20 protein-coding genes and 2 pseudogenes are annotated in these 25,358 nt (G+C 55.6%); 11 read left to right on the top strand and 11 right to left on the bottom strand.

The window, feature by feature from the left end:
• Positions 1-27 precede the first annotated feature (27 nt).
• Together cspA and BMW97_RS19820 are read right to left on the bottom strand one after the other, a co-directional pair.
• Positions 28-240 (bottom strand): transcription antiterminator/RNA stability regulator CspE, encoded by a 213-nt coding sequence (cspA, locus tag BMW97_RS19825; RefSeq protein WP_003860775.1) that lies wholly within the window; start codon positions 238-240, stop codon positions 28-30.
• A 246-nt stretch (positions 241-486) separates the two neighbouring features.
• The gene (locus tag BMW97_RS19820; RefSeq protein WP_024909075.1) at positions 487-1,197 is read right to left on the bottom strand and encodes a DUF3053 domain-containing protein; all 711 of its coding nucleotides are present in this window, start codon (positions 1,195-1,197) and stop codon (positions 487-489) included.
• A gap of 331 nt (positions 1,198-1,528) precedes the next feature.
• Between BMW97_RS19820 and BMW97_RS19815 the strand changes: the two genes are divergently transcribed.
• Positions 1,529-1,816, top strand: a complete 288-nt coding sequence (locus BMW97_RS19815) for an HTH-type transcriptional regulator (protein WP_008502755.1) — start codon at positions 1,529-1,531, stop codon at positions 1,814-1,816.
• Positions 1,817-1,855: 39 nt separating this feature from the next.
• Here the strand turns inward: BMW97_RS19815 and BMW97_RS19810 are convergent, their stop codons facing one another.
• Positions 1,856-3,475, bottom strand: coding sequence for an ABC-F family ATP-binding cassette domain-containing protein (locus BMW97_RS19810; protein WP_045907866.1), 1,620 nt, complete (start codon positions 3,473-3,475; stop codon positions 1,856-1,858).
• Positions 3,476-4,319: 844 nt separating this feature from the next.
• Between BMW97_RS19810 and BMW97_RS24145 the strand changes: the two are divergent.
• Both BMW97_RS24145 and BMW97_RS19805 read left to right on the top strand, forming a co-directional pair.
• Positions 4,320-4,496: pseudogene (locus tag BMW97_RS24145) on the top strand (hypothetical protein); the annotation flags it as partial.
• Positions 4,424-4,609: pseudogene (locus tag BMW97_RS19805) on the top strand (hypothetical protein); the annotation flags it as partial. The pseudogenes BMW97_RS24145 and BMW97_RS19805, both read left to right, overlap by 73 nt.
• Positions 4,610-4,717: 108 nt before the next feature.
• On the opposite strand, the gene glyS reads toward BMW97_RS19805, so the two are convergent.
• The 3 genes from glyS to BMW97_RS19790 form a co-directional block, all read right to left on the bottom strand.
• Positions 4,718-6,787, bottom strand: a complete 2,070-nt coding sequence (gene glyS / locus BMW97_RS19800; protein WP_045907867.1) for a glycine--tRNA ligase subunit beta — start codon at positions 6,785-6,787, stop codon at positions 4,718-4,720.
• Positions 6,788-6,796: 9 nt separating this feature from the next.
• Positions 6,797-7,708, bottom strand: a complete 912-nt coding sequence (glyQ, locus tag BMW97_RS19795; protein WP_003860141.1) for a glycine--tRNA ligase subunit alpha — start codon at positions 7,706-7,708, stop codon at positions 6,797-6,799.
• A 160-nt stretch (positions 7,709-7,868) separates the two neighbouring features.
• Positions 7,869-8,174: a YsaB family lipoprotein gene (locus BMW97_RS19790; protein WP_045907868.1), complete on the bottom strand. Its 306-nt coding sequence runs from the start codon at positions 8,172-8,174 to the stop codon at positions 7,869-7,871.
• Positions 8,175-8,357: 183 nt separating this feature from the next.
• Here BMW97_RS19790 and BMW97_RS19785 point away from each other — a divergent pair, with 183 nt between their 5' ends.
• On the top strand, positions 8,358-9,353 hold the full coding sequence (locus tag BMW97_RS19785; RefSeq protein WP_045907869.1) for an acyltransferase: 996 nt from the start codon (positions 8,358-8,360) through the stop codon (positions 9,351-9,353).
• Here the strand turns inward: BMW97_RS19785 and BMW97_RS19780 are convergent.
• From BMW97_RS19780 to xylA, 4 genes are all read right to left on the bottom strand, one after another.
• A complete protein-coding gene (locus BMW97_RS19780) occupies positions 9,346-10,266 on the bottom strand; it encodes a GlxA family transcriptional regulator (RefSeq protein ID WP_045907870.1) in 921 nt (306 codons plus the stop codon). The two genes, BMW97_RS19785 and BMW97_RS19780, sit on opposite strands and share 8 nt — an antisense overlap.
• Positions 10,266-10,805 (bottom strand): isochorismatase family protein, encoded by a 540-nt coding sequence (locus BMW97_RS19775; RefSeq protein WP_045907871.1) that lies wholly within the window; start codon positions 10,803-10,805, stop codon positions 10,266-10,268. The genes BMW97_RS19780 and BMW97_RS19775 overlap by 1 nt, the downstream gene beginning before the upstream one ends.
• A gap of 103 nt (positions 10,806-10,908) precedes the next feature.
• A complete protein-coding gene (gene xylB / locus BMW97_RS19770) occupies positions 10,909-12,363 on the bottom strand; it encodes a xylulokinase (RefSeq protein ID WP_045907872.1) in 1,455 nt (484 codons plus the stop codon).
• Between the two features lie 61 nt (positions 12,364-12,424).
• A complete protein-coding gene (xylA, locus tag BMW97_RS19765; protein ID WP_086374966.1) occupies positions 12,425-13,747 on the bottom strand; it encodes a xylose isomerase in 1,323 nt (440 codons plus the stop codon).
• A gap of 371 nt (positions 13,748-14,118) precedes the next feature.
• Here xylA and xylF point away from each other — a divergent pair, with 371 nt between their 5' ends.
• From xylF to xylR, 4 genes are all read left to right on the top strand, one after another.
• Positions 14,119-15,111 (top strand): D-xylose ABC transporter substrate-binding protein, encoded by a 993-nt coding sequence (gene xylF, locus BMW97_RS19755; protein ID WP_008502746.1) that lies wholly within the window; start codon positions 14,119-14,121, stop codon positions 15,109-15,111.
• A gap of 72 nt (positions 15,112-15,183) precedes the next feature.
• The gene (locus tag BMW97_RS19750) at positions 15,184-16,725 is read left to right on the top strand and encodes a xylose ABC transporter ATP-binding protein (protein WP_045907873.1); all 1,542 of its coding nucleotides are present in this window, start codon (positions 15,184-15,186) and stop codon (positions 16,723-16,725) included.
• A complete protein-coding gene (xylH, locus tag BMW97_RS19745) occupies positions 16,703-17,884 on the top strand; it encodes a xylose ABC transporter permease XylH (RefSeq protein ID WP_045907874.1) in 1,182 nt (393 codons plus the stop codon). The genes BMW97_RS19750 and xylH overlap by 23 nt, the downstream gene beginning before the upstream one ends.
• A 33-nt stretch (positions 17,885-17,917) precedes the next feature.
• Positions 17,918-19,096 (top strand): D-xylose utilization transcriptional activator XylR, encoded by a 1,179-nt coding sequence (gene xylR / locus BMW97_RS19740; protein WP_021242460.1) that lies wholly within the window; start codon positions 17,918-17,920, stop codon positions 19,094-19,096.
• A 39-nt stretch (positions 19,097-19,135) separates the two neighbouring features.
• Here the strand turns inward: xylR and BMW97_RS19735 are convergent, their stop codons facing one another.
• The gene (locus BMW97_RS19735; protein WP_045907875.1) at positions 19,136-19,960 is read right to left on the bottom strand and encodes a protein bax; all 825 of its coding nucleotides are present in this window, start codon (positions 19,958-19,960) and stop codon (positions 19,136-19,138) included.
• Between the two features lie 314 nt (positions 19,961-20,274).
• Here BMW97_RS19735 and BMW97_RS19730 point away from each other — a divergent pair, with 314 nt between their 5' ends.
• The 3 genes from BMW97_RS19730 to BMW97_RS19715 all read left to right on the top strand — a co-directional run bounded on the left by BMW97_RS19730 (position 20,275) and on the right by BMW97_RS19715 (position 25,272).
• Positions 20,275-22,305, top strand: coding sequence for an alpha-amylase (locus BMW97_RS19730; RefSeq protein WP_045907876.1), 2,031 nt, complete (start codon positions 20,275-20,277; stop codon positions 22,303-22,305).
• Between the two features lie 196 nt (positions 22,306-22,501).
• Positions 22,502-23,758: a valine--pyruvate transaminase gene (gene avtA / locus BMW97_RS19725; RefSeq protein WP_045907877.1), complete on the top strand. Its 1,257-nt coding sequence runs from the start codon at positions 22,502-22,504 to the stop codon at positions 23,756-23,758.
• 305 nt (positions 23,759-24,063) lie between these two features.
• Positions 24,064-25,272 carry a collagen-like triple helix repeat-containing protein gene (locus BMW97_RS19715; RefSeq protein WP_072052246.1) on the top strand — a complete coding sequence of 403 codons (1,209 nt, stop codon included), beginning with the start codon at positions 24,064-24,066 and terminating at the stop codon, positions 25,270-25,272.
• Positions 25,273-25,358 lie beyond the last annotated feature (86 nt).

Genomic DNA, 25,358 nt, shown 5'->3' with positions numbered 1-25,358 from the left:
TAAATTCTTTGCTACTGGGTTGGAAGCTTACAGGCTTACAACGTTACCAGCTGCTGGGCCTTTAGCGCCGCTTTCGATGGTGAAGGACACTTTCTGACCTTCGTCCAGAGATTTGTAGCCATCGTTCTGGATAGCAGAGAAGTGTACGAACACGTCTTTAGAGCCATCGTCAGGAGTGATGAAGCCGAAACCTTTATCAGCGTTGAACCATTTTACCAGACCAGTCATTTTAGCAGACATAGAAATTACCTTATTAACAAATATATTGTGCCTTCCGGCTTGATGGATTGCGTTACAGATTTTTAAGCGATGAAGGAAGGGTCACTACGAAGGGTATCTATGGATAACAATCTGGACTGCTTTACTAAACTGCTTTAGGTCTGTGTAACAAACCGACGGGAACAGTTATACCGATGTGGTAGAGGAATGACAAGCGTTATTTTCTGTATGCATAAAAAAACCCCGCCAGAAGCGGGGTTTTTCGTCTTATTCTGTGGCAGTGACTGCCGCACTCCAGGCCTGGCTAAAGGCCTGATGCTGGGAGGCCAGCGGCCCAATCAGCGTATTGTACTGGCTTGCCTGCTGCGAGGTCGGGAACTGAATACCGTTGGCAACAAAGCTCACCTGCGTATTCTGCTGGGCGATAAAGTCACCCACCTGGACCAGCTGCTGCGTGAAGATTTGCGCGGCTGGAATCAACGGCTGCAGTGCTTCAGACGGTTTGGTCACCACTTTCTCATACACTTTGTCGAAGACCGGTTTGAGATCGTCGCCCTGCTTCAGCGCAGAACGTGACGCGTCAGCCTGCATTTTCGCATTTTGCAACTGCTGGCTCAGCACGCCAAGCGCACCGTTGGACTGGCGCAGCGGTTCACGTTGCGTCATATAATCCTGTGGAACGCGGATGGCGTTCACGCTATCCACTACCGGGCGGATACCGGAATCCATCGCCTGGCTCACCTGCTGTGAATAACCATAAAGAATGGCGTAATCGGACACGAAGGGGCCAAACTGTTTTTTCTGATCCGCAGTCAGCGTCGGCAACCGCTCGCCGCTGCGCATCACTGTATTCTGCAGAAAATCGATAAACGCTTTGCGCTGATCGCCTTCTTTATCAAAACACCCACTCAGGCTAACAACCATCAACAACGCCGCAATAGGCGCAAACCAGCGAGAGCAGGACTTTCCTGTCGCCATTTTATTACTCCTTTCACCCAAAAAAGCGCACACCGGCACACGCGTGCCCGACGCTGACAAGGATAGTCCAGGTCAGCCTTGCAAGATACTCTTTTCATGCAAAACGGCTATTGCCGATTTATTTCTTATCATTTACAAAAAAATACCTGGCGAAGCCGACATATGACTAATCAGGGAATTAGCATAACTCTCCATATTGCTGAATCGGATACAGCGATCGTTACCGCACGATTAATCACACCCGTGACGATCCTGGGTTGGTATTAGGGACTATTCTTAATTGGCTCTCTGATGTTCTTGATCACGATGTGAGATTTAAGAGGAGTCCTCAATGGAATATAAAGATCCTGAGTTTGAACTGCTGAGCAGTCTGGAACAGATCATTTTTAAAGATGTACCGCAGACGATTACCCTGCAACAAAAATCCAATCCCTTTACAGAATATGAGCAATTGCGCAAAGGGACAGGACTGAAAACCGAAGAATTCGCCAGAGCGATGGGTGTCAGCGTGGCTATGGTGCAGGAGTGGGAGTCAAAACGTGAGAAACCCACCCCAACCGAGTTAAGGCTGATGCGCCTGATTCAGGCCAACCCTGCACTCAGCAAACAGATAGCGTAGTGAAGATTGAATGCCCCCGCCTTTGCGGGGGCTTGTGTTTTACAGGCTATCACAACGCCAACCCGCCTCTTCCCACACCAGCTCATGCGTTAACGTTAAGCCGCTTAAAAACGCCTCATCGTGTGATACCACCAGCAGTGCCCCAGGGAAACCGGCCAGCGCCGCTTCAATGGCCTGGACTGAAGCCAGATCCAGATGGTTGGTCGGTTCATCCAGCAGCAGAAGCTGCGTGGCCTCCGCGCGCCACAGCACGCAGGCCAGGGCAGCCTTAAGACGCTCACCGCCGCTGAGCGCCGCCAATGGGAGCATCACTTTGTCAGCCCCCAGTTGAAGCTGCGCCAAACGGGTTCGCAATACCCCCTCTTCCAGAGGGGTATGACTCAAATTGAGATGCGTCATGACCGACTGCGAGAGATCGAGCCGGGAGAGATGCTGGTCGAGATAAGCACAGCTAACGGAGACCTTACAGGTACCCGAACGGGGAGTCATCTCGCCGAGGATAGTTTTTAACAGCGTCGATTTTCCGCAGCCGTTCGGTCCCTTTAACGCCACACGCATCGGTCCGTCCATACGCCAGGTAAGCGGTGGAACAGGCACATGCGGCAGCACCAGATCCTCCAGCACCAGTACCTGCTTCCCCTCCGGGATCTGACTCCCCGGCAGGGTGAACATGACCGGGTTATCTTCTTCAACGCGTTCACGCGCCTTGTTTACCGCGGCGTTCAGGGCTTCATTCTGCTCGCTGTGCTGTTTTTTCCAGGTGCCGATCCGCTCCTTTGCCGCGCCTTTATATTTGACCCGCTCGAACGACGCGATATTCAGGGTACCGACGGTGCGCAATGTTTTTGCCGAACGCCGCTGGCTGTCGTCATGCTCTTTTTGCATCCGTGCCCGTGTGCGTTTGCGCTCGGTTGCCGCATGTACCAGCGCCGCGCGGGCCGCCTGCTGTTCGGCATCGCGCTGGGTTTGATAATCCGCATAATTCCCGCCGTAGCTGCGCAGACCCGAGGCGCTCAGCTCAAGGATACGGGGTACCTGAGCCAGTAACTCACGGTCATGGGAGGCCACCAGTACGCCGCCCTGATACCGACTCAACTGGTCGTAGAACCACGCCCGGCCTTGTCGATCCAGGTGGTTAGTAGGCTCGTCCAGCAGCATGAAATCCGCTTCAGCCGTAAACGCCCCGCACAGCAGGGCACGAATGCGCTCGCCGCCGCTGAGTTCACCGGCAGGTTTATCCGGATCAAACGGTGGGAGCTTCGCATTGATAAACGCTTCGCTCAGACGTTCGGCTATATCCCAGTAACCGTCGAGCAACGCCAGATCGTCGGGCTGGTAATCGCCGCTGTCGATGCGCTTACGCGCCGCAAAAATCGCGTCATATCCGAGCAATTCAGCCAGCGTCGTCTGCGAAGAAATGACGTGCTGCTGCGCCACCCAGGCATGCGAGCCAAAGCGTTCGATATGACCGGTAGCCGGTTCGTCCAGCCCCGCCAGCAGACGCAGCAGACGCGTTTTTCCGCTGCCGTTGCGGCCAACCAGCGCGCACAGGGAGGGTTCCAGCGAAAGATTCAGCGGACCAAAAAGGGTATCGCCCGTCGGAAACTGACAGGTGACCTGATGCAAAATAAAAGAAGGGGGCTGCGCAAAATGAGCCATAAGCACTCCTGAATGAAATCAAAACATCCCCTGCCGACGCGGTGGCGTTTAGCAAGGATCGAAATTCATCAGTCGTGTTTGTTCATTTTTGGGGGGTGCTCCAGCGCGAGTAAGTTAACGCGATAAGGATAGCGGTAATGTGTTGACGGTTTCAAGGTTAAATTTTGGACGACTTATACTCCCTCTCCCTTTGGGCTGAGGGATCCCCACAAATTAATGCGAGCAGTGAACAATCCCCTCGCCCCTTTGGGGAGAGGGTTAGGGTGAGGGGGAGCATACGGCTCTGGTGGTCATTCCGTTCACTTTATGTTCCTTGCTACTCTGTAACGACAATACCCGTGAACGTGCCAGGGTGGCTCAGTCGCCACCACCCTGGCTACCCGGGCTCCCGGCGGTAAATCGCCGCTACGCGGTACCTTCGGCTTATTCCTTCCGGCTTATCGGGGACGGGCGGAGGTAACATCCCTGTAAAGCCCACCCTCTCGGCGCATCCATGCGCCTCGCCCCGGCCTACAGGAAACGCCTCAGCGATTTACAGCCGGACCATAGCGTCGCTGTAAGACCTCTGCCCGCAGTATGCTTTTCATTGCGGTAATTTTGCGAGTCTCTTTCCAGAAATGGTAATTTCCTCAGTGGCATAGCTCAAATCTGTTGCCGCCTGTTTTGATGAGCAGTAAGTTCTCTTCGCACCTGCAAAATCAGGTGCCGGGTTTAGCATCCTGGCTTATCTTATCGGCGGCACATTTTGTGCAGCATGCTTTGCTACATCTCAATGGTGGGCTGAGCAGGGGCATCGAAAGATGCGCCGGTATCCGATAAGGCCGGTAATGCTAACTCTGTTCAGTCCACCACCAGCGAAGTTAGCATTTCCGGTGGTGGAAGCTTTATCACTTATCGGAGGCTGCCAATATGGCTACTACTCCAACCCACGCTCATTCTTTATTCACCCTGCCCTTCAACCACACCACCGACTTCACCGAACTGGCGGATAACTGCGAACGTTTTACCGACGCACTGGTAGATTGCGAAGAACCCGCCCCAAAAATGGCGCTTTACGGCAGACTTTATGCCTGTCTGAATCTTCTGCAACCCGCGCTTCTGGATCCTGTTCCGGACGCTTTAAAAGCCAGCCTGATCGCGATCGGCTAAACCTGCCGGATGGCGCTGCGCTTATCCGGCGTACGAAAGCCCCATAAAAAAACCCGCCGAAGCGGGTTTTTAGCATTTGTCACAACGGGCACATTACTGCAGCAGCGAAATATCCGCCACGCGCAGGAACAGCTCACGCAGTTTCTCGAGCATAGAGAGACGGTTAATACGCAGCTCTTTATCTTCTACGTTCACCATCACTTTCTCGAAGAAGGCGTCGATAACGTCACGCAGCTCAGCCAGCTCCACCAGCGCTTCCTGGTAGCGACCTTCCGCGAAGACCGGCTCGAGCTTGTCGCGCAGCACCACAACCTGCATCGCCAGGGCGATCTCTTCCGGCTCTTTCAGCGTCGCGGCGTTCACACGCTCGTTCAGCGTCTCGTCGGATTTCGCCAGAATGTTGGATACACGCTTGTTGGCCGCCGCCAGAGCAGAGGCCGCTTCCAGCGTACGGAAGTGGGAAACCGCCTTCATACGCGCATCGAAATCAGCCGGACGGGTCGGACGACGCGCCAGCACCGCCTGAATGGTGTCGACGGTGTAACCTTCATCCTGATACCAGGCGCGGAAACGACCGAGCATAAAGTCGATCACGTCATCCACCACGTTCGCGTTGGTCAGCTTGTCGCCGTACAGACGCACCGCTTCTTCGGTCAGGGTCTGCAGATCCAGGTTCAGGTTCTTCTCAACGATGATACGCAGCACGCCGAGCGCAGCACGACGCAGCGCAAACGGGTCTTTGTCGCCTTTCGGATGCTGTCCGATACCGAAGATACCCGCCAGGGTGTCCATCTTATCGGCAATCGCCACCGCGCACGCAACCGGGTTAGACGGCAGTTCGTCACCCGCAAAGCGCGGCTGATACTGCTCGTTCAGGGCCACGGCCACGTCTTCCGCTTCGCCATCGTGACGCGCGTAATGCATACCCATCACGCCCTGGGTGTCGGTAAATTCGAACACCATGTTGGTCATCAGGTCACACTTGGACAGCAGGCCCGCACGCGTTGCGTGGTTGACGTCCGCACCGATTTCACGGGCAATCCAGCCGGACAGCTCCGCGATACGGTCGGTCTTGTCGCGCAGCGTACCCAGTTGCTGCTGGAACAACACGGTCTGCAGGCGTGGAAGATGATCTTCCAGACGCTTTTTACGGTCGGTATTGAAGAAGAACTCGGCATCCGCCAGACGCGGACGCACGACCTTCTCGTTACCAGAGATAATCTGGATCGGATCTTTCGATTCGATGTTTGCCACGAAGATGAAGTTTGGCAGCAGTTTGCCGTCGTTGGCATAGACCGGGAAGTACTTCTGGTCACCCTTCATGGTGTAAACCAGCGCTTCAGCCGGAACGGCCAGGAATTTCTCTTCGAACTTCGCAGTCAGCACAACCGGCCATTCCACCAGCGAGGTCACTTCTTCCAGCAGGCTGTCGCTCAGATCGGCTTTACCGCCAATCTTGCGCGCCGCGTCTTCCGCGTCCGCTTTGATTTTGGCTTTACGCTGTTCGTAGTCAGCAATGACCTTGCCGCGCTCCAGCAGGATCTGCGGATACTGGTCGGCATTGTCGATGGTGAACTCTGGCTCGCCCATAAAGCGGTGGCCGCGGATCACGCGATCGGACGCCACGCCCAGAATGGTGGCCGGAATAACGGTGTCGCCCAGCAGCAGGGTCACGGTGTGAACCGGACGCACAAAGTGCACGTCAGACGCGCCCCAGCGCATCAGCTTCGGAATAGGCAGCTTCGCCAGAGACGTGGCAATCATGTCCGGCAGCAGCGCTTCCGCGCTTTCGCCCTTCACGTGCGCACGGTACAGCAGCCACTCGCCTTTATCCGTAGTCAGACGCTCGGCCTGATCGACAGTGATGCCGCAGCCGCGCGCCCAGCCTTCCGCCGCTTTGCTCGGCTTGCCTTCCGCGTCAAAGGCCTGGGCAATCGCCGGGCCACGTTTTTCGACTTCACGATCTGGCTGGGACGCAGCCAGATTTGCCACTTTCAGCGCCAGACGGCGCGGCGCGGCAAACCACTCAATTTTACCGTGTGCCAGGCCAGCGTTATCCAGCTCGGCAGTCACGTTCGCAGCAAAAGATTCAGCCAGGCTGCGCAGGGCTTTTGGTGGCAGCTCTTCGGTGCCGATTTCCACCAGGAAAGTTTTCTCAGACATGGCCGCCTCTTATTTGTTTCGGTTGCACATCGGGAAGCCAAGGGCTTCACGGGACGCGTAGTAAGCTTCTGCAACGGCTTTGGTCAGGGTACGAATACGCAGAATGTAGCGCTGACGTTCAGTCACGGAGATGGCTTTGCGGGCGTCCAGCAGGTTGAAGCTGTGGGCGGCCTTCAGAATACGCTCGTAGGCAGGCAGCGGCAGCGGAGTCTCCAGCGCCAGCAGCTGCTGCGCTTCTTTCTCATACTGCTCGAAGCAGGTGAACAGGAAGTCCACGTCCGCGTATTCGAAGTTATAGGTGGATTGCTCCACTTCGTTCTGATGGAACACGTCGCCGTAGGTGGTTTTACCCAGCGGGCCGTCGCTCCAGACCAGGTCGTAAACGCTGTCTACGCCCTGAATGTACATGGCCAGACGTTCCAGACCGTAGGTGATCTCACCGGTGATCGGCTTACATTCCAGACCGCCCACCTGCTGGAAGTAGGTGAACTGGGTCACTTCCATGCCGTTCAGCCACACTTCCCAACCCAGACCCCAGGCACCCAGCGTTGGGTTTTCCCAGTTATCTTCCACGAAACGAATGTCGTGGATGGTTGGATCCATACCCAGCTCTTTCAGCGACCCGAGGTACAGTTCCTGAATGTTGTCGGGTGATGGCTTAATCACCACCTGGAACTGATAGTAATGCTGCAGACGGTTCGGGTTTTCACCGTAACGACCATCGGTCGGACGACGGGAAGGCTGCACATACGCGGTCGCCATTGGCTCTGGCCCCAACGCGCGCAGGCTGGTCATCGGGTGTGAAGTGCCGGCGCCGACTTCCATGTCCAAAGGTTGAACAATGGTACAGCCCTGACGAGCCCAGTAATCCTGTAAGGTCAGGATCAGGCCCTGGAAGGTCTTGGTATCAAACTTTTGCATAGTATTTCGTGCTGGATACGTGTGGTTTTAAATGGAAGGGACCAGTATACCCGCTGGCTGCAAGATATACAGTACGAAACGGGGTTGTTTAGGGAAAATTGGGAAATAAGCCTTCCGGCCAGAACGCTGACGGCGTCTGGCTGTTGATTATCCGAGCAGGCTAGCGCATGGAGAGGTGTAAAAACTGACCGTCCGCATCAAACGAGCAGACAAAGCCCTCTTTACGCGACGTATGGCCCCGCAGCTCATAGCTGCCCTGAAAACGTTCAAAACCGGTAACGTCAATTTTCTGCACGTCCGAGTTATAGCGGCGAGCGGCCCGATCTTTACAGAGCGCTTCCATATTCAGTGAACGTTCCGGGCTCATTTTACCCTGCTGCGCTTTTTGCACAGGTGCTTCCTGTGGCGCACTGCATCCCGCCAGTATGAACAGCAGAAAGAGTGACGCCACACGCTTCATCATCATTTTTATTACCGCCCTGGTCAGTGGCTGTTATTTTTAGTATCAACGCTTTTATAGATTATGGTCCGGCATTCTGCGAATCTCGTGGCCTCCCGACAAGCCTGCGGAATAAAACTCAGAATTTTCCAAACGAAGACATTTGGACAATGGGAGTCACACTCAATTTACAGGGAATACGAGGAACTGATGCAGTCAAAAATTAACTGGATTGATAACCTGCGAGGAATAGCCTGTCTGATGGTGGTCATGATCCACACGACGACCTGGTATGTCACGAATGCGCACAGCATCAGCCCCGTTAACTGGGATATCGCCAATATTCTCAACTCTGCGTCGCGCGTCAGCGTGCCGCTGTTCTTTATGATTTCCGGCTTTCTCTTTTTTGGCGAGCGCAGCGCGCAGCCAAGGCACTTCATCCGCATCGCGGCCTGCCTGGGGTTCTACAGCGCCGTTGCCTTGCTCTATATCACGCTGTTCACCTCAATAAACGCCGGACTATCGCTAAAATACGTGCTGCAAAAGCCGGTGTTCTACCACCTGTGGTTCTTCTTCGCGATTATCGTGATCTATCTGGTCTCCCCCCTCATTCAGGTGAAAAACGTCAGCGGAAAAATGCTTCTGGCCCTGATGGTGGTGATTGGCATTGTCGCCAACCCAAATACGGTCTCGCAGAAAATCGACGGATTTGAGTGGCTGCCAGTGAACCTCTATATCAACGGCGATACCTTCTATTACGTGCTTTACGGCATGCTGGGGCGCGCAATAGGGACGTTGGACACGCAAAAACGTGGTCTGAACTGGCTCTGCGGGGCACTGTTTATCGCTGGCGTGGCGGTGATTTCACGCGGGACGCTGCATGAGCTGCAGTGGCGCGGCAATTTTGCCGATACCTGGTACCTGTACTGCGGGCCGATGGTCTTTATCTGTGCCGTATCGCTGCTCATGCTCGTTAAAAATACCCTGAATACGCGTCCCCTTCCCGTACTGAGCGTCATTTCACGATACTCTCTCGGGATTTACGGTTTTCACGCGCTGGTGATCCACGCGCTTCGGACAAGAGGCGTTGAGCTTAAAAGCTGGCCGGTACTGGATATCGTCTGGATTTTTGCCGCGACCCTGGCGATCAGCCTGCTGCTGTCGATGCTCCTGCAAAAAATCGACACTCGCCGCTTCGTCAGCTAATGCTTCGCTGCCGGGCGCGATGATACTGGCGCGGGGAGGAAAACCCTGCCGCCAGTGAAGCCTGCTCCACGCCGCGCCCCTGCAATAGCCACTGCTCCGCCACCGCCAGACGCAGCTGCTCCAGATAATCGCGAACGCTAATCCCTAAATGTGACTGAAAAAGCCGGGTGAGATGGCGCGGGCTGACGTGCGCCAGCGCGGCGATATCAGGCAAGCTCCACGTTTTTTGTGGCTCGGCGGTGAGCGCATCCTGCGCCCGATGAATCGCCGGATGAAGATGATTGCGGTAGCGTAGCCACGGGGAGAGCTGGGGATCGTCACCGGAACGGCGGAACCAGACCACCATCTCGCGCGCCACGGCCAGCGCCTTTTCGGGACCGCACAGGCGGTTAATCATATGCAGCGCCAGATCGATGCCAGACGTGATCCCCGCGCTGGTCCAGATGTTCTCATCCTGCACAAAGATGCGGTTTTCTTTAATCGTCGCGGTGGGGGCTGCGGTGCGTAAACGGCTGATAACGTCATGGTGGGTTGTACACTGCCGGTTGTTCAGCAGGCCCGATTTCGCCGCCAGCAGCGCGCCTGAACAGACGCACATCACCGTGATATCCCGGCGCTGAATGACCGGCTGCAGGCGCATCAGCCAGTGCTGTATCTGTAACGCCTGTGGTGTCGAAAACTGAGTGCGGGAGTCGCTCACGCCGGGCAATACCAGCAGGCTCCCCTCAGGCACCCTTTCCGGTAACGGCTGGATGCAGCTCATCGTCAGGCCTATCGACGTCGGAACGTCCGGTTGCGGCCCAATGTAATGCAGACGAAACGCGTCGCCAGCCAGCACAAAGGTCTCTGCCGGGCCCGTCATATCTAATGACAGCACCCCGGGCAACATGACGAACCAGACGTCGATGGGCATTACAGTGACTCCAGCGTCTCCGCTACCGTTTTAATGTCGGCAAAACGCCCGGACAGTACCGTTTCGGTACGGTGGCGAATTTCCGCTGCACTCAGGGTAATGCCCCTGTACGTCATGGGGAACGTTAGCGTGGCCTCGCTAACAAAGGTCACAGCATAACCCAGATCGGATGCCACCCGGGCGGTGGTTTCGCAGCATTGCTCCGTGCGAATGCCGCAGATAATCACACTATTGATATCACGCTCACGCAGCCAGCGATCGAGCCCGGTATCCGTGAAGGCATTATGGACGTGTTTCTGGAAAACCACATCCGGCTGATGACGCAAAAAGGCCATAGGTTTAACAAAGCCGCTTTGCAGCGTGAAGGGGCCGTCTTCATCCACATGGAAAATATCAACGACCGGAATACCGCGCGCCTGGCAGCCTTCAATCAGCCCCAGCATTGCCTGCTGAAAGGCAGGAATGTCGTCCTCCTGCCAGTAATTGCGATGATGGAACGACTGCTGAGTATCAATATTGATGAGTGCAATGCGTGACATGGTGGATCTCCTCGCCAGTGGGTGTGACACCATACTGGCAAGGAAATAAAGGCACGCACAGACCAAAAAAGGACATCCTCGTGCCTCTCCCGGACAAGCGAATTTACGTCATCAGCGGCAGCAGCTGCTGGTAGATTTTGCGGAACACGTCGCGCCTTTCCGCGTACCGCGCATGGTTTGCCGCATCAGGGAAATGCGCCTGCTCAAGGGTAAGCTGCGGCAGCAGTTGCGAAAGCGGTTGTTCCGGATGAATGGCTATCTGCGCCAGACGCGCGGCGCCGAGCGCGGGGCCAACATCGCCACCGGTGCGGAAATCCAGCTGCAACCCGCTGATATCCGACAGCATTTGTCGCCAGTAAGGGCTTCGCGCGCCGCCGCCAATCAGGGTGACGCTTGCGGGTTTCAGGCCGCAGTCATGGACCACGTCCATCCCGTCGGCCAGCGCATACCCCACCCCTTCCAGAACCGCACGCGCCAGTTCTGCCGGGCCATGCTGATGGGTTAAGCCAAAGAATACCCCTTTCGCTTCCGGGTTGTTGTGCGGCGTACGTTCTCCAGAAAGATACGGTAAAAACCAGACGGCACCCGCAGCGTCATCCGCCTGCTGTGCTGCCGCAATGAGCGCAGGCACGTCGGTCATGCCGGTGAGTTTCGCCGCCCAGTCCAGGCAGGACGCCGCGCTCAGCATCACCGACATCAAATGCCATTTTCCCGGAAGCGCATGACAGAAACTGTGCACAGCGCTTTCGGGATTACTGCGATAGCCGTCGCTGACGGCAAAATAGACGCCAGACGTTCCCAGAGACAGCATCGCCTGCCCTGCCTCAACCATGCCGACGCCCACGGCACCCGCAGCGTTGTCACCGCCCCCGGCAACCACCGGTACGGCAGGCATATTCCAGCGTTCCGCAACGTCTGGCAGCAGTGTGCCTGTTACCTCGCTACCTTCGAACAGCACGGGCATGTGTTCACGGGTCAGGTGGCAGGCATCCAGCATCGCCTCGCTCCAGTCACGTTTCGCCACGTCGAGCCACATCGTGCCGGCGGCATCGGACATGTCGGAAGCAAAATCGCCCGTCATACGAAAGCGCAGATAGTCTTTCGGTAGCAGGACTTTCGCCACCTGCCGGAAAATCTCCGGCTCGTGTCGCTGCACCCACAGCAGCTTGGGGGCGGTAAAGCCGGGCATCATCAGGTTACCGGTGATCTCACGAGACGTGGGTACACGCGCCTCGAGAAGCGCACACTCTTCCGCACAGCGGCCATCGTTCCAGAGAATGGCGGGTCGCAACACGCGATGTTCGCTATCCAGCAAGGTAGCACCGTGCATTTGCCCGGCAATCCCCAGCGCTTTCACGTCACGCAGAGAATGCTGTTCACCTAACGCCTTGATTGCACGATCCGTTGCCTGCCACCACTGCTCCGGGTCCTGTTCCGACCACAGCGGATGCGGACGTGAAACCTGCAGCTTTTCCGTCTGCGTTGCTAACACCTCGCCCTGTTCGCTTAACAGGATGGCTTTCACACCCGATGTGCCAAGATCGATCCCGATATACATTACGGTGACTCCTTTAACAGAAATGCCCGGTGGCGCTAACGCTTACCGGGCCTACGTGCTGTTATTTATCGAACAGGTAGTGATTGACCAGATTTTCCAGTAACTCCTGGTGCCCGCTCTGGTGCTGCGGCGCCAGCTGATGTTGTTCAGCGTACTTCGCGATGTCCGCAAGTGATAACTGACCTTTCAAAATTTGCTGGCCCAGCTCACTGTTCCAGCCGCTGTAACGCTTCGCCACGCGTTTATCGAGCTCGCCGTCTTCAATCATACGTGCCGCCACTTTCAGCGCCAGCGCCATGGTGTCCATCGCGCCAATGTGGCCGTAGAACAGATCGTATTTGTCGGTGCTCTGGCGACGCACTTTGGCGTCAAAGTTAAGGCCGCCGGTAGTGAAACCACCCGCTTTGATGATTTCGTACATCACCAGCGCATTCTCTTCCACGCTGTTCGGGAACTGGTCTGTGTCCCAGCCCAGTTGCGCGTCGCCGCGGTTAGCATCGACCGAGCCGAAGATGCCCAGCGCAATCGCAGACGCGATCTCGTGGTGGAAAGAGTGGCCCGCCAGCGTGGCGTGGTTGGCTTCAATGTTCACTTTAATCTCTTTTTCCAGACCGAACTGCTTCAGGAAGCCATACACCGTCGCCACGTCGTAGTCATACTGATGCTTGGTCGGTTCCTGCGGTTTCGGCTCGATCAGCAGCGTGCCGCGGAAGCCAATTTTGTGCTTGTGGTCGACAACCATCTGCATAAAGCGGCCAATCTGCTCGCGCTCCTGACGCAGATCGGTGTTGAGCAGAGTTTCATAGCCTTCACGCCCGCCCCAGAGGACATAGTTTTCGCCGCCCAACTGATGCGTGGCGTTCATTGCCGTCACCACCTGCGTGGCCGCCCAGCTAAACACTTCCGGATCCGGGTTGGTTGCCGCACCCGCGCCGTAGCGTGGGTTAGTGAAGCAGTTTGCCGTGCCCCAGAGCAGCTTCACGCCGCTTTGCTGCTGCTTTGCCGCCAGTACATCCACCATCTGCGCAAAGTTGTTCAGATACTCTTTCAGCGATGCGCCTTCCGGCGACACGTCGACGTCATGGAAGCAGTAGTACGGCACGTTCAGCTTGTGGAAGAACTCAAACGCCACATCGGCTTTGCGCTTTGCCAGTTCGATGGCCTCACCCGGCTGCTGCCATGGGCGGTCAAAGGAGCCCACGCCGAACATATCGGCACCGTTCCAGCAGAAGGTATGCCAGTAACAGGCGGCAAAGCGCAGATGATCTTCCATGCGCTTACCCAGCACCAGCTCATCCGGGTTGTAGTGACGAAATGCTAAAGGATTGGTCGTTTTCGGGCCTTCGTAACGAACACGATCGAGTTGGTCGAAATAAGCTTGCATATTGAGCTCCATAATCAGGGTATGCGGCGAGTCGTTGATACAGGAGTAATAGTGAATAGACATTTTGGGTTGCTCAATTACGTTATTTCACACTGCTATTGAGAGAATGCACAACTGTGCGCTGGCTCGCAAAATAATGCGCAGACAAACTATTTTTCGGCGCGAATTCCAGAATCAAATGTAATTAAGACGTTACGTATTTTAAAATCCGATCGCGATCATAAATTCAGAAATAAACCAAATATCGTAATGAGAAGATAAAAATCTGTAATTGCCAGCCCGCCTTTCCGCGTTAAAAATTTGCTGCGTCTCAGCAGTGAATGTTTCTTTTATCTCAGCAACACATACCCCTACAAAAAGGCCTAATAATTATGAAGATAAAGAACCTGACCCTAACGCTCTGCACTACGCTCCTGCTTGCCAGTTTTGCCGGTCATGCCAAAGAGGTCAAAATTGGCATGGCGATTGACGACCTGCGCCTGGAGCGCTGGCAAAAAGATCGCGATATCTTTGTAAAAAAAGCGGAATCCCTCGGCGCAAACGTGTTTGTTCAGTCGGCTAACGGCAACGAAGAAACGCAAATGTCGCAGATCGAGAATATGATTAACCGCGGCGTCGATGTGCTGGTCATTATCCCCTATAACGGCCAGGTATTAAGTAACGTGGTGAAAGAAGCCAAACAAGAAGGCATAAAAGTGCTGGCTTATGACCGCATGATTAATAATGCGGACATTGATTATTATATTTCGTTCGATAATGAAAAAGTCGGCGAATTACAGGCACAAAGCCTGATCGACAAAGTGCCTCAGGGCAATTATTTCCTGATGGGCGGCTCTCCGGTGGATAACAACGCCAAGCTGTTCCGCGAAGGGCAAATGAAGGTCCTTAAACCGTACATCGACAACGGGAAAATTAAAGTGGTTGGCGATCAATGGGCCGACGGCTGGCTGCCAGAAAACGCGCTGAAGATTATGGAAAATGCGCTGACGGCCAACAACAACAAAATTGATGCGGTTGTGGCCTCTAACGATGCCACCGCAGGCGGTGCGATTCAGGCATTAAGCGCCCAGGGGCTGGCGGGTAAAGTCGCCATTTCTGGACAGGACGCCGATCTGGCTGGCGTAAAACGCATTATCGCAGGCACCCAAACCATGACGGTCTACAAACCGATTACCGAGCTTGCCAATACGGCGGCGGAAATCGCCGTGGAACTGGGCAATGGCAAGCAACCTAAAGCAGACGCAACGCTGAATAACGGGCTGAAAGACGTTCCGGCTCGCCTGCTCACCCCTATTGAAGTCAATAAAGAGAACATTGACGCCACCGTCATTAAAGACGGCTTCCACAAGAAGAGCGAACTGTAATCCGGCGCGGCCCCTGCTTTGCAGGGGCGCATCACGTTGTACTGTTCTTCCCTCGGTTTATGTGGAGCAGTTATGCCTTATTTACTTGAAATGAAAAGCATCACCAAGCGCTTCGGCACGGTGAAAGCCGTCGATAACGTCAGTCTCCGGTTGAACCCCGGCGAAGTCGTTTCGCTGTGTGGCGAGAACGGCTCAGGCAAGTCAACGTTGATGAAAGTGTTGTGCGGGATCTACCCGTATGGCAGTTACGAAGGCGAAATCGTTTTTGCTGGCGAAGTTATCCAGGCGGCTCACATTCGTGATACCGAACGTAAAGGCATCGCCATCATCCACCAGGAACTGGCGCTGGTGAAGCATCTCACCGTGCTGGAGAACATTTTCCTTGGGGCCGAAATTTCCCGCCACGGCGTGCTGGATTACGACACCATGACGCTACGTTGTGAAAAGCTGCTCGCGCAGGTGAGCCTCAGCATTTCACCGGATACCCGCGTGGGCGACCTGGGACTGGGGCAACAGCAGTTGGTTGAAATCGCTAAAGCGCTCAATAAACAGGTCAGGCTGCTGATCCTTGATGAGCCCACGGCCTCGCTCACCGAACAGGAAACTGCGGTACTGCTCGATATCATTCGCGATCTGCAAAATCACGGCATCGCCTGCATCTACATTTCGCACAAGCTGAACGAGGTTAAAGCCATTTCGGACACCATCTGCGTGATCCGCGACGGGCAGCACATCGGCACACGTGAAGCCGCGGGCATGAGTGAGGATGACATCATCACCATGATGGTAGGACGCGAGCTGACGGCGCTCTACCCGAATGAGCCTCACACCAAAGGTGATGAAGTGTTGCGCGTGGAAAATCTGACCGCGTGGCACCCCGTTAACCGCCACATCAAGCGTGTGAATAACGTCTCGTTTTCTCTGCACAGCGGCGAAATCCTCGGTATCGCCGGGTTAGTCGGCGCCGGGCGCACGGAGGCCGTACAGTGTCTGTTTGGCGTGTGGCCGGGGCGCTGGGAGGGCACGATTTATATCGACGGCCAGCCGGTGAAAATCGACAACTGCCAGCAGGCGATCGCCCGCGGCATTGCCATGGTGCCGGAAGACCGCAAAAAAGACGGCATCGTGCCGGTTATGGCGGTGGGGAAAAACATTACGCTGGCGGCGCTCGCTCGCTTCTCCGGCGCGCTGAGCAGCCTGGACGATGCCGCCGAGCAGCAGTGCATCCTTCAGTCACTCGCCCGGCTGAAGGTCAAAACCTCCTCACCGGAACTGGCCATTGGCCGCCTGAGCGGCGGCAACCAGCAGAAGGCGATTCTGGCGCGCTGCCTGCTTCTCAATCCACGCATATTAATCCTTGATGAGCCGACGCGCGGAATTGATATCGGTGCCAAATATGAAATCTACAAACTGATTAATCAGCTTGTACAGCAAGGGATTGCCGTCATTGTCATTTCGTCTGAGTTACCCGAAGTGCTCGGCCTGAGCGACCGTGTGCTGGTTATGCACGAGGGAAAACTGAAAGCCAACCTGATTAACCAGAACCTGACGCAGGAGCAGGTGATGGAAGCCGCTTTAAGGAGCGAACGTCATGTCGAAAAGCAATCCGTCTGATATCAAAGTCGCCGTTCCGACGCCCGGTGCGTTCGCAGGACTAAAAGCGCTGAACCTGCAGGTGTTCGTGATGATCGCGGCAATTATCGTCATCATGCTCTTCTTTACCTGGATGACGGATGGCTCGTACCTGAGCGCGCGTAACGTCTCCAACCTGCTCCGCCAGACCGCTATCACCGGCATTCTGGCCGTCGGCATGGTGTTCGTGATTATCTCCGCGGAAATCGATCTGTCGGTCGGTTCAATGATGGGGCTCCTCGGCGGCGTGGCGGCCATTTTTGACGTCTGGCTCGGCTGGCCGCTGCCGCTGACCGTGGCGGTCACGCTGGTATTAGGGCTGGTACTGGGGGCCTGGAACGGCTGGTGGGTAGCCTACCGTAAAGTGCCGTCGTTCATTGTCACCCTCGCGGGGATGCTGGCCTTCCGTGGGATCTTAATCGGCATTACTAACGGCACCACCGTCTCCCCTACCAGTGCGGCCATGTCGCAGATTGGTCAGAGCTACCTCCCGGATGGCGTGGGCTTTACCATCGGCGTGGCGGGATTGCTGGCGTTTGTTGCATGGCAGTGGCGTGGACGCATGCGTCGTCAGGCGCTGGGGCTGGCGTCGCCAGCATCCACGTCGGTGGTGGGACGTCAGGCGCTCACGGCCGTCATTGTGCTGGGCGCCATCTGGCTTTTAAACGACTATCGCGGTGTTCCGACCCCCGTGCTGCTGCTGACGCTTTTGCTGCTGGGCGGCATGTTTATGGCCACGCGCACCGCGTTTGGCCGCCGTATTTATGCCATCGGCGGCAACCTTGAGGCTGCCCGCCTCTCGGGCATTAACGTTGAACGCACCAAACTCGCGGTCTTCGCCATTAACGGCCTGATGGTCGCCATCGCCGGGTTGATCCTCAGCTCGCGTCTGGGGGCGGGTTCCCCCTCCGCCGGTAACATCGCCGAGCTGGATGCTATCGCCGCCTGCGTTATTGGCGGCACCAGCCTCGCAGGGGGTATCGGCAGCGTCGCGGGCGCGGTGATGGGGGCATTTATCATGGCGTCGTTGGATAACGGGATGAGTATGATGGACGTCCCGACGTTTTGGCAGTATATCGTCAAGGGGGCCATTCTTTTACTGGCAGTCTGGATGGACTCGGCCACCAAGCGACGGGCCTGATAACGGTATTGTGACTTAATTGGGAAGTGAGCCATGTTTGAAAAGCGTCACCGCATTACGTTGTTATTCAATGCCAACAAAGCCTACGACCGCCAGGTGGTAGAAGGCGTGGGTGAATATTTGCAGGCGTCGCAATCCGAGTGGGATATCTTTATTGAGGAAGATTTTCGCACCCGTCTGGAGAACATCAAAGACTGGCTGGGCGATGGCGTTATCGCCGACTATGACGACCCCGTCATTGAGCAACTGCTGACCGACGTCGACGTTCCAATCGTGGGCGTCGGCGGCTCCTACCATTCGCCCGAACACTATCCGCCGGTTCACTATATCGCCACCGACAACCATGCCCTGGTTGAAGCCGCGTTTCTCCATTTAAAAGAGAAAGGCGTCCATCGCTTCGCGTTTTATGGTTTACCCGCGACCAGCGGCAAGCGCTGGGCCGTAGAGCGTGAGCACGCGTTTTGCCAGTTGGTCGCACAGGAGAAGTATCGCGGCGTGGTCTATCAGGGGCTGGAAACCGCCCCGGAAAACTGGCAGCACGCGCAGAACCGTCTCGCTGACTGGCTGCAAACGCTGCCGCCGCAAACCGGCATTATTGCCGTGACGGACGCCCGCGCGCGGCACGTGCTGCAGGTCTGCGAACACTTACACATTCCGGTGCCCGAAAAACTGTGCGTGATTGGCATCGATAACGAAGAGCTTACTCGCTACCTGTCCCGCGTGGCGCTCTCCTCCGTTGCCCAGGGCACGCGTCAGATGGGCTATCAGGCGGCGAAGCTGCTGCACCGTCTGCTGGATAAAGAATCTCTGCCGCTTCAGCGCCTGCTGGTGCCACCGGTTCGCGTCGTAGAACGTCGCTCGACCGATTATCGCTCCTTAAGCGACCCGGCCGTCATTCAGGCCATGCACTATATTCGCAACCACGCCTGCAAAGGGATTAAGGTCGATCAGGTACTGGATTCGGTGGGCATTTCGCGTTCGAATCTGGAGAAGCGTTTTAAAGAAGAGGTGGGCGAAACCATTCATGCCGTCATCCATGCTGAAAAGCTGGAGAAAGCACGCAGCCTGCTCATCTCCACGTCGCTGTCGATCAACGAAATCTCGCAGATGTGCGGTTACCCGTCGCTGCAATATTTTTATTCGGTGTTTCGCAAAGAGTATGACACCACGCCGAAAGAGTACCGGGATCGCCACAGCGAGGTGCTGATCTAGAAAAGAAAACGCCTTCCACTGGAAGGCGTTTTTTTGAGATTACATATGGGCGGCGATTAAGCGCTGGTTATCCTGGTACATAGCGAACAGATAGTTGTTATAGCTCTGTCCCTTCGTCGAATACCCTTTCAGCTTGTGGATCATCGTACTGGCCGTCACTTCCTGGTCCGCTTTACGCAGCTGAGCGCGTGATTTACGGAACGATGAGTAGGCCGGGTGCGTGTTCAGATTCACCACATAGGCGTTCACGGAATCTTTCACGGATTCAAACTGCGAATAGCCTTTCACCTTGCCGGGCGCATTCGTACAACGGCCTTTCACGCATTTCATGCCGAAAAGGTTGTTGTTGTTACGCGCAAGCTTAGACGTTCCCCAGCCGCTTTCGGCTGCAGCCATGGTCGCAACCATGCTGCCCGGGATGATATCCACACGCTCAAGAAGAGCATTCCACGGAACACGACGCGTGTTACCGTTCCAGCTCAGCTTGTAGCGCTTCGTGATATCTTTCAGACGCGCGCGCTCTGACGACGACCAGCGGCTATCGTACTGTTTGGAAATCAGCCAGTTACGATCCGCAGTAATCGCGGCATTTTGACTCGTGATGTAAGGCATTACCGTCCGGAGAAACGCTTTTTTCCTTGGTGTTCCGGAAGGGTATTTTCGCAAATCAGGAAGTGAACTACTCTTTGCACTATTGCGAGAATACTCTTGTTTACTGCTAACCTTACTACTTGTCGTCTTTATTACGTGGGCTTTCTTACTCGTTGTATCCGTGTGCGTCTTCGCAAGCACCTCACCCGAAAATGCCGTGGTGAGTAACATGAGTATCGCAGCCCCATATCGTCGAATGGGAGTCGATATCATTAGGTCTCCTGGTCGGATGTAATCATCCTAACACCTTATTTTTTTCACAAATTTGAGAGCGGAATCTCAAATCATATCAAAAATAGACTTCAAGAGCACGTATAGAAATAGTCCAATTCCGAAACTATGTCACCTGAAACTTGCTCATAAAAACATCATTTCCGGAAAAATGTGTGCGTTATCGCAGATAACTGCCTAATTTTGCGCAAGATCACTCATCCTCACGCATCCTCCTGGCAGAAAGCGACAGGGGATGAGTTTTTCCCGCCCGCCTGCTGGCACACTGGTCAAAAAATCCGCGACAGGAACAAGGAATGAAACGCACCGCAATAGCCTTTCTGATGTTACCCGCACTGGCACATGCCGACTGGTCATCGCCGGGGTTTGGCGCATTTCGCGCCGAGGGCACCGGGATTTTCACCAGCCAGGCAAAGCTTGCGAAGGGTACGCGTCCTCTTACGCTGAGTTTTGACAAGACGTGCTGGCAGCCCACAGGCGCGATAAAACTCAATGAGATGCTGTCGCTCAAGCCCTGTGACGGCGCTCCGCCGCAGTGGCGCCTTTTCCGCGACGGTGAATACCAGATGCGGATTGATACCCGATCCGGCACGCCCACCCTGCTGCTGGCGGTTCAGAGCGCGACAGAACAGCCGGTGGCCAACGTTATCCGCCAGTGTCCGAAGTGGGACGGTAAGCCGCTAACGCTGGACGTCAGCCATACCTTCCCGGAAGGCTCCGTCGTGCGCGACTACTACAGTAAACAGACGGCGACCGTACAAGATGGGAAAATCACCCTGCAGCCAGCCGCCAACAGTAACGGCCTGCTGCTGCTTGAGCGCGCCGAAACCGACAAGCCGGCACCGTTTAGCTGGCAAAACGCCACTGTCTATTTTGTACTGACCGACCGCTTTGTGAATGGCGACCCGAGCAACGACAACAGCTATGGCCGCCATAAAGACGGCATGCAGGAGATTGGCACGTTCCACGGTGGCGATCTAAAGGGGCTGACCAGCAAGCTCGATTACCTGCAGCAGTTGGGGGTGAATGCGCTCTGGATAAGCTCCCCGCTTGAGCAGATCCACGGCTGGGTAGGCGGCGGAACCAAAGGTGATTTCCCGCATTATGCCTACCACGGCTACTACACCCAGGACTGGACAACGCTCGATGCCAACATGGGCACCGAGGATGACCTGCGTCAGCTTGTTGATGAGGCGCATAAGCGCGGCATTCGCATCCTGTTTGATATCGTCATGAACCACGTTGGCTATGCCACGCTGGCAGACATGCAGGAATTTCAGTTTGGTGCCCTGTACCTTCAGGGTGATGAACTGAAAAAGACGCTGGGAGAACGCTGGACGGACTGGGCGCCGGGCCTAGGCCAGACCTGGCATAGCTTCAACGACTACATCAACTTCAGCGACAAGGCCGCATGGGAAAAATGGTGGGGCAAGAAATGGATCCGTACCGACATCGGTGATTACGATAATCCCGGCTTCGACGATTTAACGATGTCGCTGGCGTTCCTGCCCGACCTGAAAACGGAATCCACCGTCGCTTCCGGGTTACCCAATTTCTATCAACATAAGCCCGATACCCACGCGAAAGCGATTCCGGGCTATACCCCGCGCGACTACCTGACCCACTGGCTCAGCCAGTGGGTACGTGACTACGGCATCGACGGTTTCCGGGTGGATACCGCGAAACACGTTGAGCTTGCGGCCTGGCAACAGCTGAAAGACCAGGCAAGCCAGGCGCTGGCCGCCTGGAAAGGCGCTCACCCGGATAAAAAGCTCGATAATGCACCGTTCTGGATGACCGGGGAATCCTGGGGCCACGGCGTCATGCAGAGCGATTATTACCGCCACGGTTTTGATGCGATGATTAACTTTGATTATCAGGAGCAGGCGGCAAAAGCGGTGGATTGTCTGGCCGATATGGATCTCACCTGGCAGCAGATGGCGGAGAAACTGCAAAGCTTCAACGTGCTGAGCTACCTCTCATCCCACGATACGCGCCTGTTCCGCGAAGGGGGTCAGCGCGCGGCGGAGCTGCTTCTGCTGGCACCGGGCAGCGTGCAAATCTATTACGGGGATGAGTCCGAGCGTCCATTCGGGCCGACAGGCTCCGACCCGCTGCAGGGCACCCGCTCAGATATGAACTGGCAGGACGTCACGGGCAAGCAGGCCTTAACCGTCGCCCACTGGCAAACGCTGGGTCAGTTCCGCGCCCGCCACCCGGCGATTGGTGAAGGCAAACAAACCACGCTGTCGCTGAAAGAGGGGTATGGCTTCGTGCGCGAGCATAAGGGCGATAAGGTGATGGTGGTATGGGCGGGTAATCAATAGATCAATCCCCTCACCCTAACCTTCTGCCCTAAGGGGAGAGGGCCGGGGTGAGGGGAATTCCACCAGAACTATTCACTACACAAGCCCACTCCTGCCCTATAAAACAACAAATCCGACCACACCACCCGATTTGCACCAACACGGTGCTAGCGTTATGGTTACCCACTTTCAAAATAAGCTCGACAGATCACCTGCTATGACGTTTTCACTTTTCGGCGACAAATTTACCCGCCATTCAGGCATTACTCGCCTGATGGAGGACCTCAACGACGGGCTGCGCACACCGGGCGCAATCATGCTCGGCGGCGGAAACCCGGCTCAAATCCCGGAGATGAATACCTATTTCCAGACCCTGCTCGCTCAGATGCTGGAAAGCGGCAAAGCAACCGATGCGCTTTGCAATTACGACGGCCCGCAGGGTAAAACCGAACTGCTGGCACTCCTCGCCGAAATGCTGCGTGACGAGCTGGGCTGGGATATCGAACCACAGAATATTGCACTGACAAACGGCAGCCAGAGCGCGTTTTTCTACTTGTTTAACCTGTTCGCAGGACGTCGCGCCGACGGCACCACCAAAAAAGTGCTGTTCCCGCTGGCACCGGAGTATATCGGCTACGCTGATTCCGGCCTGGAAGAGGATCTGTTCGTCTCCGCGCGCCCGAACATTGAGCTGCTGCCGGAAGGCCAGTTCAAATATCACGTCGATTTTGAACACCTGCATATTGGCGAAGAGACGGGCATGATCTGCGTATCGCGCCCGACTAACCCAACGGGCAACGTAATCACTGATGACGAACTGATGAAGCTGGATGCGCTGGCAAATCAGCACGGCATCCCGCTGGTGATCGATAACGCCTACGGCGTACCGTTCCCGGGCATTATCTTCAGCGAAGCACGTCCGCTGTGGAACCCGAACATTGTCCTGTGCATGAGCCTCTCTAAGCTGGGTCTGCCGGGCAGCCGCTGCGGCATCATCATCGCCAATGAGAAAATCATCACCGCCATCACCAATATGAACGGCATTATCAGCCTTTCTCCGGGCGGCATTGGCCCGGCGATGATGTGCGAAATGATCAAACGCAAGGACCTGCTGCGTCTGTCGAATGACGTGATCAAGCCTTTCTACTACCAGCGCGTTCAGGAGACGATCGCGACACTTCGTCGCTATTTGCCGGAAGAACGCTGCCTGATCCACAAACCGGAAGGGGCGATTTTCCTGTGGCTGTGGTTTAAAGATTTACCTATCACCACCGAACTGCTTTACCAGCGCCTGAAAAAGCGCGGCGTACTGATGGTGCCGGGCGATTATTTCTTCCCAGGTCTGGATAAGCCGTGGCCGCATACCCATCAGTGCATGCGCATGAACTACGTCCCCGATCCGGAAAAAATCGAAGCGGGTGTTAAAATTCTCGCCGAAGAGATCGAAAAAGCCTGGCGCGAAGGCAATTGTTAAATAATAAGGCTCTTCAAATGAAGAGCCTTATTTTTCCGTGATCTGAATCTTATATTAAGGATATATCCTGTAGCGTTTGATTTATCATCTCCCTTGAGTTTCCTTAGGAATATTCCTTTAATTTACGCTCACTAACTTTCCCCTCAATAATTAAGCATCGATTAAAAATCTTAACTTATTGTTATTTTGAAATAACCCTCTGCAACACAGGGAAATACCTTCCCGAGCCACTTTCATGCATATTTAAAAATAGGGCATATACTCACTAATACGCCGCTCGGCGTTCTTTTGCGTGGAGTATTCATATGCTACCTAATAATGTTAGTCGCATCAGCGCTATCGCTGTTGCGGTACTGCTCGCGTTCTCTCTTTCTGCCTGCAGTGGAAGCGGTGGCGGCTCTCATCACTCAACGGCCAAAAATAACCCTGCGACGGGAAGCAGCAGCGGCTCAGGTGATGGAAGTGGCACGACCGCGAACAATGGCGGTTCGGGCAGCAACGGCTCAGGTACCGGGACGGGTTCAGGTACCGGGACAGGCGCTGGTGGCGGAACGGGTTCTGGTTCAGGATCGGGCTCAGGAGGCAATGGCAGCGGAGGAACCGGAACAGGCAACACGGGCGGTGGCGGAACCACTACCGCAGGCGTAAATACGATACTGGGTGATGCCGGTAAAACCGTAACCAGCGTCGGATCGACGGTGGATGGCCTTGGAAGCCAGCTTCCGACAAATAACCCCGTCACGTCAACCGTTTCAACCACCGTCAGCGGTGTTGGCAGTGCCGTGTCCACCGTGGGGACAGGCGTCACGACTGGCGTTGGCGATCCAAACAACCCGAACGGTGTGGGCACAACGGTTAAAGGCGTGACCACGTCCGTCACCTCCCTTGGCAATACCGTTTCAACAGTAGGCACGGGCCTGGCGAGCTCCACTTCCGGAACACCGGTCAGCGGCGTAACCGGACTGACGGGCAGCGTGGTCAACAGCACCGGGCAACTGGTCAGTAACACCGGCACGGGTCTCACCAACACGGTAAGCAGCCCAGCGGTCACTCAGGTAACAACCGATACCACGGCCCTGGCTAACAAGACGCTGGGCGGGGTACAAGGCGTGACGCAAAGCGTGGGCACCACAACGGGTCTCGGCACACCTGTCAACGGTCTGCTGACCCAGGTGGGTGGCACCGTCAGCGGCGTGGGGACCAACATTAGCAGCAGCAATAGCGGGCTTAGCGGTGTCGGTCAGGTCGTTCAAAATGTAGGCCAGACGGTCACGGATAGCGGTACGCTAGTGAAACCCACATCAACCACCGGAGGCAGCGGCACAGGATCTCTGACGGCCGATGCCAATGTGACAGCCACAAACAATAGCCTGAGCACTACGGTCAATACCACCCTCAATACGCTGACTGCGGGTGTAACGGCCAATGCAGGCACAACCCAAAACACATCTACGACAAACCCGATTAACGGACTCAACACGTTAACCACCGGTCTGCTGACGCCAAAACAGTAACCTGCTTATTGTCATTCTGCGCCCCTGGTTCAGGGGCGCTTTATACAGCGACACTCCCCCTAACCGGGAATGATGAACAGGGATAG

It is taken from the genome of Enterobacter sp. NFIX58 (assembly GCF_900110475.1).
GTDB classification, from domain to species: domain Bacteria; phylum Pseudomonadota; class Gammaproteobacteria; order Enterobacterales; family Enterobacteriaceae; genus Enterobacter; species Enterobacter quasiroggenkampii.
This window is presented reverse-complemented; position numbering and strand designations above follow the sequence as displayed.